We start from the raw sequence: 13040 nt of genomic DNA, 5'->3' as shown, positions 1-13040 counted from the left end.
CTTAGTATTTTTTTATGCCCACAATCTTTTAATGAAATCTAAAGCATTTGCATGACTTATTTTACTCATAATTTCAGACGAAAATTCTTCACTGATTCTTTTATTGATAGAATTATAAGCCTTCGCATTTTCAAAATCTTTGAAGAAAAACGGATAACGTGATTTATCCGGATGATTTTTGTCGTAAAAGAAATCTCCGCCGTAAGCTAAACTATCCGTTGCATTTGAATCTACGCCATATTGAATATGTTTGTACAATCTTTCCGGATTCTGTACATCAATATAATCTTTGATAAAATTTAAACCTATTAAACCTTTTCTGTTAACAATTTCTCTTACCAGTTCTTCAGGTAGATTTCTGTTGTTTCTGTAAACCGATCTGAAATTTGAATGACTCGCCAATAATGAAATTTTATAATTTCTCTGGTCAATATAATTCAGAATATCATACGCCAACTGATCGCTTGTATGAGCGAGATCAATTGCAATTTTCTTTTCGCTTAAATAATCAATCAATATTTTTCCGTCAGATTTTATTCCAGCTTCAGAATTATTTCCTCCACCAAAACGATTATCAGAATGATGTGTTAAGCCGATATACAATAGATTTTTTGTGTTCTGAATGATTTTTTCTAAATTTTCGAAACCTTCATCCAGATGACAATCTTCCTCACAAAAAGACGATGCATTTTCTACAGAAGCTAAAATCCCAACCTTATTTCTATTTTCCAGTTCATCAAAATTATTAAGATTAAAATGGAAAAAATTGGAATTTCCGATGAGGTTTTTAAAAATTTCACTTTGATTAAATCCTAAAATTGCGCTGTTTTTGGCGGTTGGAGCATAAATTGCCATTGTCTGCAATCTCACATTTCCTTCTTTCAGAAATGGTAAAGAACAGCCTAATTCTTTGTCGTCAGGACTGGCATCTGCTCTCAATAAATAATATAAAAGGTCACAATGCAGGTCGATATTAAAGTTATTCATAATTTGTGTTTTAAAAATTTGATTTAATTAAATTGATTTCTCTTGAGTTTCAACATTAATTCTCAATTCAAATATAGGGTTTTGTACGGTTTTAAATAAAAAAAACGTATTTTTGCAACCTAAAATTTCTTAGTAAACAATGATAAAAATTACACTTCCAGACCAGAGCGTCAGAGAATTTGAAGGAGAAGTGACTCCTTTGGATGTGGCAAAATCTATTAGCGAGGGATTGGCTAGAAACACCATTTCCGCAGTTGTAAACGGCACGCAGGTAGAAGTAACCACACCTATAACCACAGATTCTACTTTACAGCTTCTGACCTGGAACGATGACCTTGGTAAGAAAGCCTTCTGGCACTCTTCTGCACACCTTCTGGCACAGGCTATCCTTGATTTTTATCCCAATGCTCAGTTAACGATTGGTCCTGCCATCGAAAACGGTTTTTATTATGATGTAGATTTCGGTGACGAGGTTTTGACGGATAAAGATTTTGAGAAAATTGAAAAGAAAGTTTTAGAAAACGCTAAAAAAGGATCAACATTCTCTCTTTACCCAGTTTCTAAAGAGGAAGCATTAAAAACGTATGCAGACAACCCGTACAAAGTTGAACTGATCTCTAATCTTAACGATGGAGAAATCACTTTTGTAACACATGACAACTTCACAGATCTTTGCCGTGGAGGTCATATTCCGAATACAGGAATTGTAAAAGCTTTTAAAGTTTTAAATGCTGCGGGTGCCTACTGGAGAGGAAACGAAAACAATCCTCAGTTAACAAGAGTCTACGGTATTTCTTTCCCAAAACAGAAAGAATTAACTGAATATCTTGAAAGATTAGAGGAAGCCAAAAGAAGAGATCACAGAAAATTAGGTAAAGAATTAGGGATTTTCGCTTTCTCAGAAAAGGTAGGTCAGGGTTTGCCGTTGTGGTTGCCTAAAGGTGCCGCTTTGAGAAAAAAACTGGAAAATTTCCTTTCTGTTGCTCAGAAAAAGGCAGGTTACGAATTTGTGATTTCGCCACACATCGGATCAAAAGAATTGTATGTAACTTCCGGTCACTGGGACAAATACGGAGCAGACAGTTTTCAGCCGATCAAAACTCCGAATGAAGGAGAAGAATTTATGCTGAAACCAATGAACTGCCCACACCACTGTGAGATTTACAAAACCTCACAATGGAGCTACAGAGATTTGCCGAAAAGATATGCAGAATTCGGTACTGTTTACAGATACGAGCAAAGTGGAGAACTTCACGGCTTAACGAGAGTTCGTGGATTTACTCAGGATGATGCGCATTTGTTCTGTACTCCTGATCAGCTGATGGATGAATTTAAGAAAACGATTGATTTGGTTCTTTATGTTTTCGGTTCATTAGGATTTGCTGATTTTACGGCTCAGATTTCATTAAGAGATCCTGAAAATAAAGAAAAATACATCGGTACAGACGAAAACTGGGAGAAAGCAGAAACAGCAATTGTAACTGCTGCTACAGAAAAAGGTCTGAATACCGTAACTGAATACGGCGAAGCAGCTTTCTACGGTCCTAAACTGGATTTTATGGTAAAAGATGCATTAGGAAGAAAATGGCAGTTGGGAACCATTCAGGTGGATTACAATTTACCTGAAAGATTCGATCTTTGGTATACTGGAAGCGATGGCGAAAAGCACAGACCGGTAATGATTCACAGGGCGCCGTTTGGTTCTCTGGAAAGATTTATTGCAATTCTGATTGAGAATACTGCTGGTGATTTCCCGTTGTGGCTGGCCCCGGATCAGTTCATTATCCTTCCGATCAGTGAAAAATATACAGATTATGCGAAAAAAGTTTCACAACTTTTAGAAAATCACGATATTAGCGGATTAATTGACGACAGAAACGAAAAAACGGGTAAAAAAATCCGTGATGCAGAGTTGAAAAAGATCCCATTCATGATTGTTGTAGGCGAAAATGAGGAGAATGATGGCACAATTTCTGTAAGAAGACGTGGCGAAGGTGATCTTGGTGCGATGAGCATTGAAAACTTCGTTACTTACTTTAAAGAACAGTCAAAGACAGGATTTGAATTTGGCGTATAGCTTTCAGCTGCTGGCTACCGGCGAAACGCAAATTCAGAATAGAAAAAGCAGTCAGGAAGAGAAATCACTGATTGCATTAAAGAAAATTAACCAATAAAATTATAATACAATAGCACAAAGATTTAACAACAGGGGCCCACAAAGACGTCCTGTACAGGAGGACTTACACTTGATCAACGATAAAATTCGTGTGAGAGAGCTTCGTTTGGTGGGCGATAACGTAGAGCCGGGAATTTATCCTATCGATAAAGCAAGACAGATTGCCGCTGAGCAGGATCTGGATTTGGTAGTAATTTCTGATAAGGCAGAACCGTTTATTGCAAGAATACTGGAATATAAAAAATTCCTTTATGAGCAAAAGAAAAAACAAAAGGAACTGAAAGCTAAGCAGATAAAAGTGGTTGTAAAGGAGATCCGCTTCGGGCCTCAGACTGACGAGCACGATTATGAGTTTAAGAAAAAACACGCTGAAAAGTTTCTAGAGGAAGGTTCTAAACTGAAAACCTACGTGTTTTTTAAAGGCCGTTCTATTATCTTTAAAGATCAGGGAGAAATTTTACTTCTGAAACTTGCTCAGGAACTGGAGCACGTGGGAAAAGTAGATCAGCTTCCTAAACTTGAAGGAAAAAGAATGATCATGATGATGAGCCCTAAAAAGCCTGCGAAATAAACAGAATTTACAGTTTTAGTCTGAATTTTTGTTTTTCAGATTTTAAAACTATGCATAACGGGAGAGATTTTCATTGAAAGTCTCTTTTCGTATTATTATTTTTCGTAATTTTGCACACCATTTCAACGCGTGAGGGATAGTAATGAAAAGCCCACAGCAGGCGACGGGAAATGCAGAGGCGCGAGGACTTGTAATGGATAGCCCGACCCGAAGGAGTGAATGCAGCGAAGCGGAATGAATGACTGAGGGGCACGTCCAAAATCAATGTAACAATTTAACAATGTATCAATGTAACAATATTGGTAAACTGGTAAACTGATTCATTGGTAGATTAAAAGATATTGATGACAAAACATAAAAAAGCAGAACAATGCCAAAATTAAAAACGAAATCAGGTGCTAAGAAGCGTTTTGCTCTTACTGGTTCTGGTAAGATCAAAAGAAAAAATGCTTACAAAAGCCACATTTTGACTAAGAAAGAAACGAAGCAGAAGAGAAATCTTACTACTACTTCTTATGTAGCGAAAGTGGACGAAAAAAGCGTTAAGCGTCAATTAGCAATTAAGTAGTTTTTATAAATCCTAATTCGGTTTATAAGAATTCAAACAAATTCAACAATTTAACCCTGAATTGCAGCTCCAAAGTCTGATGAAACAAGCAGCGCTGAATTCAAAAAAACAATTACATTATGCCTAGATCAGTAAATGCCGTAGCTTCAAGAGCTCGCAGAAAAAAAGTATTAAAGCTGGCTAAAGGTTTTTTCGGTAGAAGAAAAAACGTTTGGACCGTAGCTAAAAACGCGGTAGAAAAAGCAATGTCTTATGCTTACCGTGGTAGAAAAGAGAAGAAAAGAAACTTCAGATCTCTTTGGATCACTCGTATCAACGCGGGAGCCAGAGAGCACGGAATGTCTTACTCTCAGTTTATGGGAGCTCTTAAAAAGAACAACATCGAGCTAAACAGAAAAGTTCTTGCAGATCTTGCAATGAATCATCCTGAGGCTTTCAAAGCTGTTGTAGATCAAGTAAAATAATTTAAACTATTTTGTTATCAATATAAAATCCCGGGTTTTTTGCTTGGGATTTTTTTATTATCTAAATTTGTCTACAGTAATAAAATTTAAAGTGAAAAAAGCACTCTCAGTATTATCATTAGCAATTGTAAGCCTGGCTTCCGGGCAGACCTTTATACAGGCCTACCAGGATAGAGCAAATATGGTTACCCAAACCAATATCACCAGTCTACTGCAGTCATTCTCTAATTTTGGAGTTAAAACTACAGGATCTGTGGCCAATAACAATACACTGGCCTGGCTGAAAAACCAGTATCTTTCTTACGGATACACAATTAGTGATATGACGGAAGATACTTTCACATCAGGAAGCAGTACATCCAACAATTTAATCGTTACAAAAACAGGTACAGTTTACCCTAATATTTACGTGATTATCTGCGGACATTATGACACAATCAACAGTCCGGGGGTAAGCGACAACGGGAGCGGAACATCTATTCTGCTGGAAGCAGCGAGAATTCTGAAGGATGTACCCACCGAATATTCGATTAAATTTATTCACTTCTCCGGGGAAGAGCAAGGTCTTTTGGGCAGCAATCATTATGTGAACAATGTGGTTTTTAATAACAACGTGCGTCAGCTGACCCTGAAAGTGGTTTTTAATATCGATCAGGTGGGAGGTAAAATAGGAAATCCCAATACAACAATCACGTGTGAGAGCGACCAGAGCGGACAGACCGGCAATAACGCAGCATCTCTCGCAATGACCCAGCAACTGGCCAACTGTACTACACTCTACTCGCCTCTTCTGGTGAATATGTCTAATGCTTTTGCATCAGATTATGTTCCTTTTGAAAACAAAGGCGATATCATTACCGGTTTTTACGAAACGCCTGTAAGCGGAAATCAGCATACACCCAATGACACTTTTGCGAATGTAGATCCCGTGTATGTTTTTAAAGTGGGAAAAGCTGCTGTAGGAGCTTTGCAGCATTTTGCTGTTGCCACTACAACTTTATCTGTGAATGAAACTCAGAAAAATACAGATCAGATTAAAATATATCCCAATCCGGTAAAAGATATTTTATACATTGACACACCTTCTTCGGTAAAAAACTTTAAAGTTGAAATTACAGATGTGAGCGGAAAATCTGTTTTAAAATCTGAAAATCAGAATGAAGTAAATGTTTCAGGAATAAGTTCAGGCAATTACGTCTGTACCATCAGTTTCAATGGGGGAACAACATCCAGGAAAATTATCATTGAATAATAAATTGAAATCTCAGAATTTACAAAACAAATGATTAAAAAAATTCATTCCCTCGTTCTCCTGTCATTTGCAGCAGCGGGATTTCAGGCTCAGAATGCAGTTCCTGCGTATCAGACAAGAGTTGATATGATTTCAGAAAAAAATATTGTTGCCAATCTTAAAGAATTTGAAGGTTTGGGAATAAAAACTACCGGTTCTAAAGAAAATGAAAACGCTTTCAACTGGATTAAAAGTAAATATATTTCCTACGGATTTACAGAAGATCAGATTTCTGAAGATCCTTTTAAAACAGGAAAAGCTGAGTCTAAAAATCTGATTATTACCAAAATAGGAACTGTGCATCCTGACAAATATATCATCATCTGCGGGCATTTCGACAGCATCAACGGTCCGGGCGTAAATGATAACGGAAGCGGAACTGCCATTATCATGGAAGCTGCAAGAATTTTGAGAGATGTACCAACGGATTACTCAATAAAATTCATCCATTTTTCGGGTGAAGAACAGGGATTGAAAGGAAGCAGACATTATGTAGACCACGTGGTTTATAAAGATAACGTGCGACAGTTTGATATCAAACTCGTTTTCAACCTGGATCAGGTAGGCGGAAAAAAAGGACTTTTCCATGATACAGTATATTGTGATGAAGATCAGGGTGGAACGTCTAAAAACAATAAAGCATCAACTGAAGCTACCCATAATTTACAGAAATATGTTGCGCTTTATTCCCCTCTCAAAACCGCTTTAGACCCTGCCGAAGATACCGATTATATTTCTTTTGAAAGAAAAGGTGAAGTGATTACCGGTTTTTTTGAATATTTAAGAAGTGAGCTTCCTCATACTCCTGATGATACTTTTGCCAATACGGATACCAGATATGTTTTCAATATCGGAAAGGCTACTCTGGGAGCTTTGCAGCATTTCGCAGAGGCTTCCAAAGTGGATAAAGACAAAAAGTAATTTTGTGAGACAGCACAGAAAACCTCGCCGTTTAGCGAGGTTTTTTTATGTTTAGAAAAAATTAAAGTAATGATTTATAAAGATTCATTAATTCTTTAGCAATCGGTTCATCGTTAAATCTCTGAACGAATTCAAACCCTTTTTCAGCACGGCGTCTTCTTTCAGATTCATTATCCCACAGAAATTTTATTTTTGCCTGAATATCCAAATGATTTTTAGGATCTACATATACAGAATCCGGGCCGCCAGCTTCAGGAAGACAGCTTGTATTGCTTGTAATAACTACTGTTTTGGAAAATAAAGCTTCAATTACAGGAATTCCAAATCCTTCAAAGTAGCTTGGATAGATAAAAATATCTGCCATTTTGTAAATGACCGCCAGTTCGTCCATCGAAACACCTGTTAAAAACTGAACTTCAATTTTACTTTTTTTAATCTCCTTTTCAAGAAGCTTAAAATATTTTGGCTTTTTTGTACCTACAACTACCAGTGGAATTTGTGTCCCTTTCAACGCTTTTACAACATTCAGAAGGTTTTTTCGCGGTTCTACTGTTCCTACATTTAACAAAAATCTTTCAGGAAGCTGAAATTTTGTCTTTACCTGATCAATCATTTCATCAGAATGACTTTCTTTAAAAGCATGATGGCAACCCTGATAAATCACTTCAATCCTGCTCTCCGGAACTTTCAGATAATGAATAATATCCCGTTTGGTCTGTTCGGAAATCGCAATAATTTTGTCTGCAGATTCTGCGGCTTTTTTGAATTTCAAAAAATGTATCTTTCGGTCAAGCCAGGTATAATACTCTGGATATCGTTCAAATATCAGATCGTGTATTGTTACTACTTTTTTGATAGGCTTACTGTTCCATCTTAACGGGAGTTCGCCAGAAAGACCATGAAAAATATGTGCACCCTCATTCTGTGCATCTTTTCCCATTTTCAACTGCCTCGAAAGTGTTCCTTTAGAAGTTTTCAGATGCGAAATATTCTTTCTTTCCAGTAAATATTTTCCTTTTTCTGAAGTTTTTTTACTGATCAGAACATATTGATTTTCAGGAAAAAAATCAGAGAGAATTCTCACCAAATCGCGGGAATAGTTTCCCAATCCGGAAACGCTGGAAAAAATACGTTTGGCATCAAATGCTATCTTCATCTTCTGGTTTTATAATGTTCTGGCACAGCTGTTTCTTCTTCCAGTGCTCAGATTTGTCGCTGTAAAGAAAAAATTTTCCCATTCTGTATTTAAACTGCATTTTGTTATCATAATGCGGTGCTAAAAAACGGTGTGGAATTTCCGGATTTTCAGCCAGACACTGTTTTACAGAATCCGTGTAAACGGTAGGCCCTGTGGTTTTATGAACGTTGTGCGGGTGCGGATTGTTTTTAATATTATCTAAAATATTTTCCAGAGTGCGCTGTAAAAACGGGTGTCCTGCGGCATACACCAGACCCCATTGTACATAATATGTGGGCGGAATTTCATCGGTAACCAAAGCAACATCATCCTCACGGATCAGCTCTCGCAGAGGAATATTAATTCCACTGTCTACGTCAAGATAAACTCCGCCTTTTCTGTATAAAACAGCGTATCTGAAAAAATCTGCTTTGGCAGCCCCAATGGTAAGCCGGTTGTAGGCTTTTAAATATTCCGGTGGAAACTCATCTTTAAAAAACTTCTGAATTCTCTCATCATCATAAAAATGATATTCATATTCAGGATTTTTCCTGAGCATCCTTTTGATGTAAAACCTGGTAATCCAAGGGAGATTACTGGTCTTAAAAGTTTGAAATATCTGTTTGGGAATTGCCATTGAACAATAATTAAACCGCTACATTATTTTCTCTCAAAGCATCATTAAGAGACGTTTTTTTGTCTGTAGATTCTTTTCTCTGCCCAATGATCAAAGCACATGGAACCTGATATTCTCCCGCAGGATACTGTTTCGTATAACTTCCAGGGATTACTACTGATCTTGCAGGCACTCTACCCTTGATTTCAACTGGAGTTTCACCGGTCACGTCGATGATTTTAGTGGAAGCTGTCAACACCACATTTGCTCCCAAAACTGCTTCTTTTTCTACATGAACGCCTTCTACCACAATACATCTTGAACCGATAAAACAGTCATCTTCAATAATTACCGGTGCAGCCTGCAGAGGTTCCAACACACCACCGATACCCACACCACCACTAAGGTGAACATTTTTACCAATCTGTGCGCAGCTTCCAACAGTCGCCCATGTATCCACCATCGTTCCGGAATCAACATAAGCTCCAATGTTTACGTAAGAAGGCATCAAAATCACACCTGGCGCAATGTAAGCACCCTCTCTTGCGATGGCATGAGGAACTACTCTCACTCCTTTTTCGGCATAGTTTCTTTTCAAAGGCATTTTGTCGTGAAATTCAAAAGGACCCACTTCAATCGTTTCCATTTTCTGAATTGGGAAATACATTACAACGGCTTTTTTTACCCATTCGTTTACCTGCCATCCGTTTTTTGTAGGTTCTGCGGTACGAAGCTCACCCTTGTCTACCAAAGAAATAACCTCTCTGATTGCTTTTTGGCTGTCTTCATTCTGTAATAATTCTCTGTTGTCCCAGATATTCTCGATAGTTTGTTGTAATGACATTTTTTATTTGAATTTTGTTAAAATAATGAATTCCAAAGATACGAAAGTTTTGGCCTAAAACTAAAGTCTGAATCTTTGCTAAATGTTTCTGAAAGTATGATAGAATCACAAAACACGCTGCGCATGCAGATAAGCTTTGTTCCAGTACTTTTCGTTAAGCGAAGAAATAATCACGCCTTTTGATGTAGAAGCGTGAATAAATTTCACTTCACCGTCTTTTTCAATGCTGTACACAATCCCAACGTGAGAAACCATGGTTCCTCCGGCTGTTGCAAAGAAAAGTAAATCTCCCGGCTGAGAATTTTTAATATCTATCTTTTTGCCGAAATCTGCCTGATCTGCTGATCTTCTCGGAAGTTTTAACCCGTTTTCGTCAAAAACTTTAACTGTTAAACCTGAACAGTCAAAACCTGATGAAGTGTTCCCCCCATATTTGTAAGGTGATCCGAGATAATGTTCTGCGTCTTTTAAAATACTTTTGGCTGACGACGAAATCTTGCCGTCAAATTCAGAATCCAGTGCTCTGAGATTTTCAGTTTTTATGGTAGATTTTGTAGAATTTTTGCCTTTTACAGCTGCAGATTTAGAACTTCCACAGGAAATTACAAGTACAGAAACAGCAAAAAAACGCAATAAAATTTTTAAAGAAAAGTATCGGTTCATTTTCAGAATATAAATACGTTTCAAATATAGTGAAAATAGATGCTGAAAAAAAACTGAAAACCTTCTGCAAACAATTTCGCAAAACGGTTTCCTGCGTTAGAATTTTCATTTTCTGAAATAAAAAAAGCTTATTTCTTTCTGGCTGAAAGCACCTGCTCAATATTTTCTACACTTAGATTTTTGGCTTTAAGTAATATTAAAAAGTGATAGAGCAGATCTGCAGCCTCATTTTTGAAAAGATTTTCATTGCTGTCTTTTGCTTCTATCACGAGTTCCACAGCTTCCTCTCCTACTTTTTGGGCAATTTTATTTATTCCTTTCTGATACAATCCGTATGTGTATGAGTTTTCTGTCTTTTCGTTGATTCTCCTGTTGATTTCAGATTCCAGTTCGTATAAAAAACCTTTAGAGCTTTTTTCACCAAAACAACTGAAACTTCCTGTGTGACAGACGATATTCTTCGGAAAAACTTTAATCAGAATTGCGTCCTGATCGCAATCTATGTCAATACTTTTTACTGTCAAGAAATTTCCGGATTCTTCACCTTTCGTCCAAAGTCTATTTTTTGACCGGCTGAAAAAAGTTACAACACCCTCGTTTTCTGTTTTTTCCAAAGCTTCGGCATTCATATAACCTAACATTAAAACCTGCAGTGTTCTGTCGTCCTGAATGATTACCGGAACCAATCCATTATTTTTATTAAAATCGATCTTCATCTTATCTCTATATTTTTAAGTTTTAAACTGTTTTTTAAATCCTGAATTTCCACTTCACCAAAATGGAAAATGCTTGCAGCCAAAGCACCCGTAGCTTTTGTTTCGGTGAAAACCTTTTCAAAATCTTCAGTTCTACCGGCACCACCGGAAGCAATCACCGGAATATTGACTGTTTCTGAAACTGATTTTGTAATTTTTACATCAAAACCGTTTTTAGTTCCATCTCCATCCATCGAGGTTAAAAGTATTTCGCCGGCTCCCAGTTCTTCGGCTTTTTTTGCCCACCCAAGGGTTTTCTGTTCGGTAATTTCTCTTCCGCCTTTTATATGAACCCAGTCTGCCTGATTGACAAATTTTGTATCGATAGCAACTACAATGCATTGACTTCCAAATTCTTTTGCCAATTCTGAAATTAATAAAGGATTTTTTACTGCAGAAGAATTGATGCTGATTTTATCTGCTCCAGCTTCCAGAAGCCGTCTCACATCTTCCACTGTTGAAATTCCGCCGCCCACTGTAAATGGAATGCTGAGTTCTCTGGCGATATCCTTTACCAGATTTACAAAGGTTTTTCTTTTTTCTACCGTTGCGGTAATGTCTAAAAACACCAATTCATCAGCGCCTGCCTGCTCATATTTTTTCGCCAGCTGCACTGGGTTTCCAGCATTCCTGAGTTCAAGAAAGTTGATACCTTTCACCGTTGTTCCGTCTTTGATATCAAGACAGGGAATTATTCTTTTTTTAAGCATTTTCAATAAATTTCTGCAGTTGAATCATTTCTATTTTTCCCTCATAAAAGGCTTTTCCGATAATAGTTCCGGAACAGCCAATTTCTTTCATTTTTTCCACATCTTCCATACATGAAATGCCGCCACTTGCTGTTAACTCAATACCCGTTTTTAATAAAATATCGCTGTAAAGCTCTGTGGAAGCGCCCTGCAACATTCCGTCTTTGGAAATATCTGTACAGATCACCTTCTTAATTCCTTTCTGTTGATATTTCAAAATAAAATCAATGACGTCATTATCACTGCTTTCGAGCCAACCTGAGGTTTTAATTTTTCTGTTTTCACAGTCGGCTCCGAGAATAATTTTTTCTGAACCGTATTTTTCAATCAGGGAAAAGCAAAATCCCGGATCATTTACAGCGATACTTCCAATTGTAATTTGGTTTGCGCCAGCACTGAAAGCGGTTTCAATATCTTCCAAAGTTTTCAAACCGCCACCGAAATCAATTTTCAAACCTGTTTCTTTTGCTATACTTTCTAGTACTTTCTGATTGACTATGTTTTTAGATTTGGCTCCGTCCAAATCAACCAAATGAAGATATTTTATCCCAAAACTTTCAAATTCTTTGGCAACATCTACCGGATTTTCGCTGTATATTTTCTTTGTGGCATAATCTCCCTGAGAAAGCCGCACGCACTTCCCGTCGATGATGTCTATTGCCGGAATAATTTTCATAATTAAAGTTTTAAAAAGTTATGTAACAGCCTGCTTCCCAGTTCACCTGATTTTTCCGGGTGAAACTGCATTCCGTAGAAATTATCTTTCTGCAGAGATGCGCTGAAGGGCAAAATATAATCGCAAACTGAAGTTGTGTATTCTGAAATTCCACAATAAAAACTGTGAACAAAATACAGATCATTATCTTCGGAAACACCAGAAAAAACAGGCGATTTCAGTTCTGAAACGGTATTCCATCCCATGTGTGGAACGAGATTTTCCGGCGGAAATTTTTTTACATCGATATCGAAAATTCCCATCCCTACGGTATCTCCTTCTTCATTATTTTTGCACATCAGTTGCATTCCTAAGCAGATTCCTAAAACAGGCTGTTTTAAAACCGGAATTAATTCTGCCAAACCATTTCCCTTCAAAATCTTCATCGCAGACGACGCTTCACCCACCCCCGGAAATATTACTTTCTCTGCCTTTCTGATGACACTGAAGTCGTCTGTGACCACAGATTCCACATTCAGTCTTTCTAAAGCATTCTGCACTGAACTTACATTTCCTCCGTTATATTTAACAATTGCAATCATT

At 37.3% G+C, this 13040-nt stretch carries 15 protein-coding genes; 6 read left to right on the top strand and 9 right to left on the bottom strand.

Features of this window, described 5'->3' with window-relative positions; translation table 11 throughout:
• Window positions 1–12: 12 nt before the first annotated feature.
• Complete coding sequence (locus tag ASG31_RS06710; RefSeq protein WP_056029621.1) at window positions 13–987, bottom strand: dipeptidase; 975 nt, start codon at window positions 985–987, stop codon at window positions 13–15.
• A gap of 139 nt (window positions 988–1126) precedes the next feature.
• On the opposite strand from ASG31_RS06710, the gene thrS reads away from it, so the two are divergent.
• The 6 genes from thrS (at window position 1127) to ASG31_RS06680 (ending at window position 6978) form a co-directional block, all read left to right on the top strand.
• On the top strand, window positions 1127–3064 hold the full coding sequence (gene thrS, locus ASG31_RS06705) for a threonine--tRNA ligase (protein ID WP_056029618.1): 1938 nt from the start codon (window positions 1127–1129) through the stop codon (window positions 3062–3064).
• A gap of 169 nt (window positions 3065–3233) precedes the next feature.
• Window positions 3234–3734 (top strand): translation initiation factor IF-3, encoded by a 501-nt coding sequence (infC, locus tag ASG31_RS06700; protein ID WP_185113201.1) that lies wholly within the window; start codon window positions 3234–3236, stop codon window positions 3732–3734.
• Between the two features lie 370 nt (window positions 3735–4104).
• Window positions 4105–4302 (top strand): 50S ribosomal protein L35, encoded by a 198-nt coding sequence (gene rpmI, locus ASG31_RS06695; protein WP_027385360.1) that lies wholly within the window; start codon window positions 4105–4107, stop codon window positions 4300–4302.
• A gap of 119 nt (window positions 4303–4421) precedes the next feature.
• Window positions 4422–4766 (top strand): 50S ribosomal protein L20, encoded by a 345-nt coding sequence (gene rplT, locus ASG31_RS06690; protein ID WP_056029615.1) that lies wholly within the window; start codon window positions 4422–4424, stop codon window positions 4764–4766.
• Window positions 4767–4857: 91 nt separating this feature from the next.
• Window positions 4858–6018, top strand: coding sequence for a M28 family peptidase (locus ASG31_RS06685; protein WP_056031325.1), 1161 nt, complete (start codon window positions 4858–4860; stop codon window positions 6016–6018).
• Window positions 6019–6048: 30 nt separating this feature from the next.
• A complete protein-coding gene (locus ASG31_RS06680; RefSeq protein ID WP_056029608.1) occupies window positions 6049–6978 on the top strand; it encodes a M28 family metallopeptidase in 930 nt (309 codons plus the stop codon).
• A gap of 61 nt (window positions 6979–7039) precedes the next feature.
• Here the strand turns inward: ASG31_RS06680 and ASG31_RS06675 are convergent, their stop codons facing one another.
• The 8 genes from ASG31_RS06675 to hisH form a co-directional block, all read right to left on the bottom strand.
• Window positions 7040–8134: a glycosyltransferase family 4 protein gene (locus ASG31_RS06675; RefSeq protein ID WP_056029604.1), complete on the bottom strand. Its 1095-nt coding sequence runs from the start codon at window positions 8132–8134 to the stop codon at window positions 7040–7042.
• A complete protein-coding gene (locus ASG31_RS06670) occupies window positions 8118–8792 on the bottom strand; it encodes a glycosyltransferase family 32 protein (RefSeq protein ID WP_056029601.1) in 675 nt (224 codons plus the stop codon). Before ASG31_RS06670 ends, ASG31_RS06675 begins: the two co-directional genes overlap by 17 nt.
• A gap of 10 nt (window positions 8793–8802) precedes the next feature.
• Complete coding sequence (locus tag ASG31_RS06665) at window positions 8803–9615, bottom strand: 2,3,4,5-tetrahydropyridine-2,6-dicarboxylate N-succinyltransferase (RefSeq protein ID WP_056029598.1); 813 nt, start codon at window positions 9613–9615, stop codon at window positions 8803–8805.
• Window positions 9616–9720: 105 nt separating this feature from the next.
• The gene (locus ASG31_RS06660) at window positions 9721–10278 is read right to left on the bottom strand and encodes a C40 family peptidase (RefSeq protein WP_056029595.1); all 558 of its coding nucleotides are present in this window, start codon (window positions 10276–10278) and stop codon (window positions 9721–9723) included.
• A gap of 128 nt (window positions 10279–10406) precedes the next feature.
• Window positions 10407–10994 carry a bifunctional phosphoribosyl-AMP cyclohydrolase/phosphoribosyl-ATP diphosphatase HisIE gene (hisIE, locus tag ASG31_RS06655; protein WP_056029592.1) on the bottom strand — a complete coding sequence of 196 codons (588 nt, stop codon included), beginning with the start codon at window positions 10992–10994 and terminating at the stop codon, window positions 10407–10409.
• Window positions 10991–11743, bottom strand: a complete 753-nt coding sequence (gene hisF, locus ASG31_RS06650; RefSeq protein WP_056029589.1) for an imidazole glycerol phosphate synthase subunit HisF — start codon at window positions 11741–11743, stop codon at window positions 10991–10993. Before hisF ends, hisIE begins: the two co-directional genes overlap by 4 nt.
• The gene (gene hisA / locus ASG31_RS06645; RefSeq protein WP_056029586.1) at window positions 11736–12458 is read right to left on the bottom strand and encodes a 1-(5-phosphoribosyl)-5-[(5-phosphoribosylamino)methylideneamino]imidazole-4-carboxamide isomerase; all 723 of its coding nucleotides are present in this window, start codon (window positions 12456–12458) and stop codon (window positions 11736–11738) included. The genes hisF and hisA overlap by 8 nt, the downstream gene beginning before the upstream one ends.
• Window positions 12459–12460: 2 nt before the next feature.
• Window positions 12461–13039, bottom strand: a complete 579-nt coding sequence (gene hisH, locus ASG31_RS06640) for an imidazole glycerol phosphate synthase subunit HisH (RefSeq protein WP_056029583.1) — start codon at window positions 13037–13039, stop codon at window positions 12461–12463.
• Window position 13040 lies beyond the last annotated feature (1 nt).

The sequence above is a fragment of the Chryseobacterium sp. Leaf404 genome, from assembly GCF_001424145.1.
Classification (GTDB): Bacteria; Bacteroidota; Bacteroidia; order Flavobacteriales; family Weeksellaceae; genus Chryseobacterium.
This window is presented reverse-complemented; position numbering and strand designations above follow the sequence as displayed.

Bases quoted from the DNA above. Each gene is read 5' to 3' on its own strand.
- ASG31_RS06710 (WP_056029621.1), bottom strand. From the start codon at position 987: ATGAATAACTTTAATATCGACCTGCATTGTGACCTTTTATATTATTTA.
- thrS (WP_056029618.1), top strand. From the start codon at position 1,127: ATGATAAAAATTACACTTCCAGACCAGAGCGTCAGAGAATTTGAAGGA.
- rpmI (WP_027385360.1), top strand. From the start codon at position 4,105: ATGCCAAAATTAAAAACGAAATCAGGTGCTAAGAAGCGTTTTGCTCTT.
- rplT (WP_056029615.1), top strand. From the start codon at position 4,422: ATGCCTAGATCAGTAAATGCCGTAGCTTCAAGAGCTCGCAGAAAAAAA.
- ASG31_RS06680 (WP_056029608.1), top strand. From the start codon at position 6,049: ATGATTAAAAAAATTCATTCCCTCGTTCTCCTGTCATTTGCAGCAGCG.
- ASG31_RS06675 (WP_056029604.1), bottom strand. From the start codon at position 8,134: ATGAAGATAGCATTTGATGCCAAACGTATTTTTTCCAGCGTTTCCGGA.
- ASG31_RS06670 (WP_056029601.1), bottom strand. From the start codon at position 8,792: ATGGCAATTCCCAAACAGATATTTCAAACTTTTAAGACCAGTAATCTC.
- ASG31_RS06665 (WP_056029598.1), bottom strand. From the start codon at position 9,615: ATGTCATTACAACAAACTATCGAGAATATCTGGGACAACAGAGAATTA.
- ASG31_RS06660 (WP_056029595.1), bottom strand. From the start codon at position 10,278: ATGAACCGATACTTTTCTTTAAAAATTTTATTGCGTTTTTTTGCTGTT.
- hisIE (WP_056029592.1), bottom strand. From the start codon at position 10,994: ATGAAGATCGATTTTAATAAAAATAATGGATTGGTTCCGGTAATCATT.
- hisF (WP_056029589.1), bottom strand. From the start codon at position 11,743: ATGCTTAAAAAAAGAATAATTCCCTGTCTTGATATCAAAGACGGAACA.
- hisA (WP_056029586.1), bottom strand. From the start codon at position 12,458: ATGAAAATTATTCCGGCAATAGACATCATCGACGGGAAGTGCGTGCGG.
- hisH (WP_056029583.1), bottom strand. From the start codon at position 13,039: ATGATTGCAATTGTTAAATATAACGGAGGAAATGTAAGTTCAGTGCAG.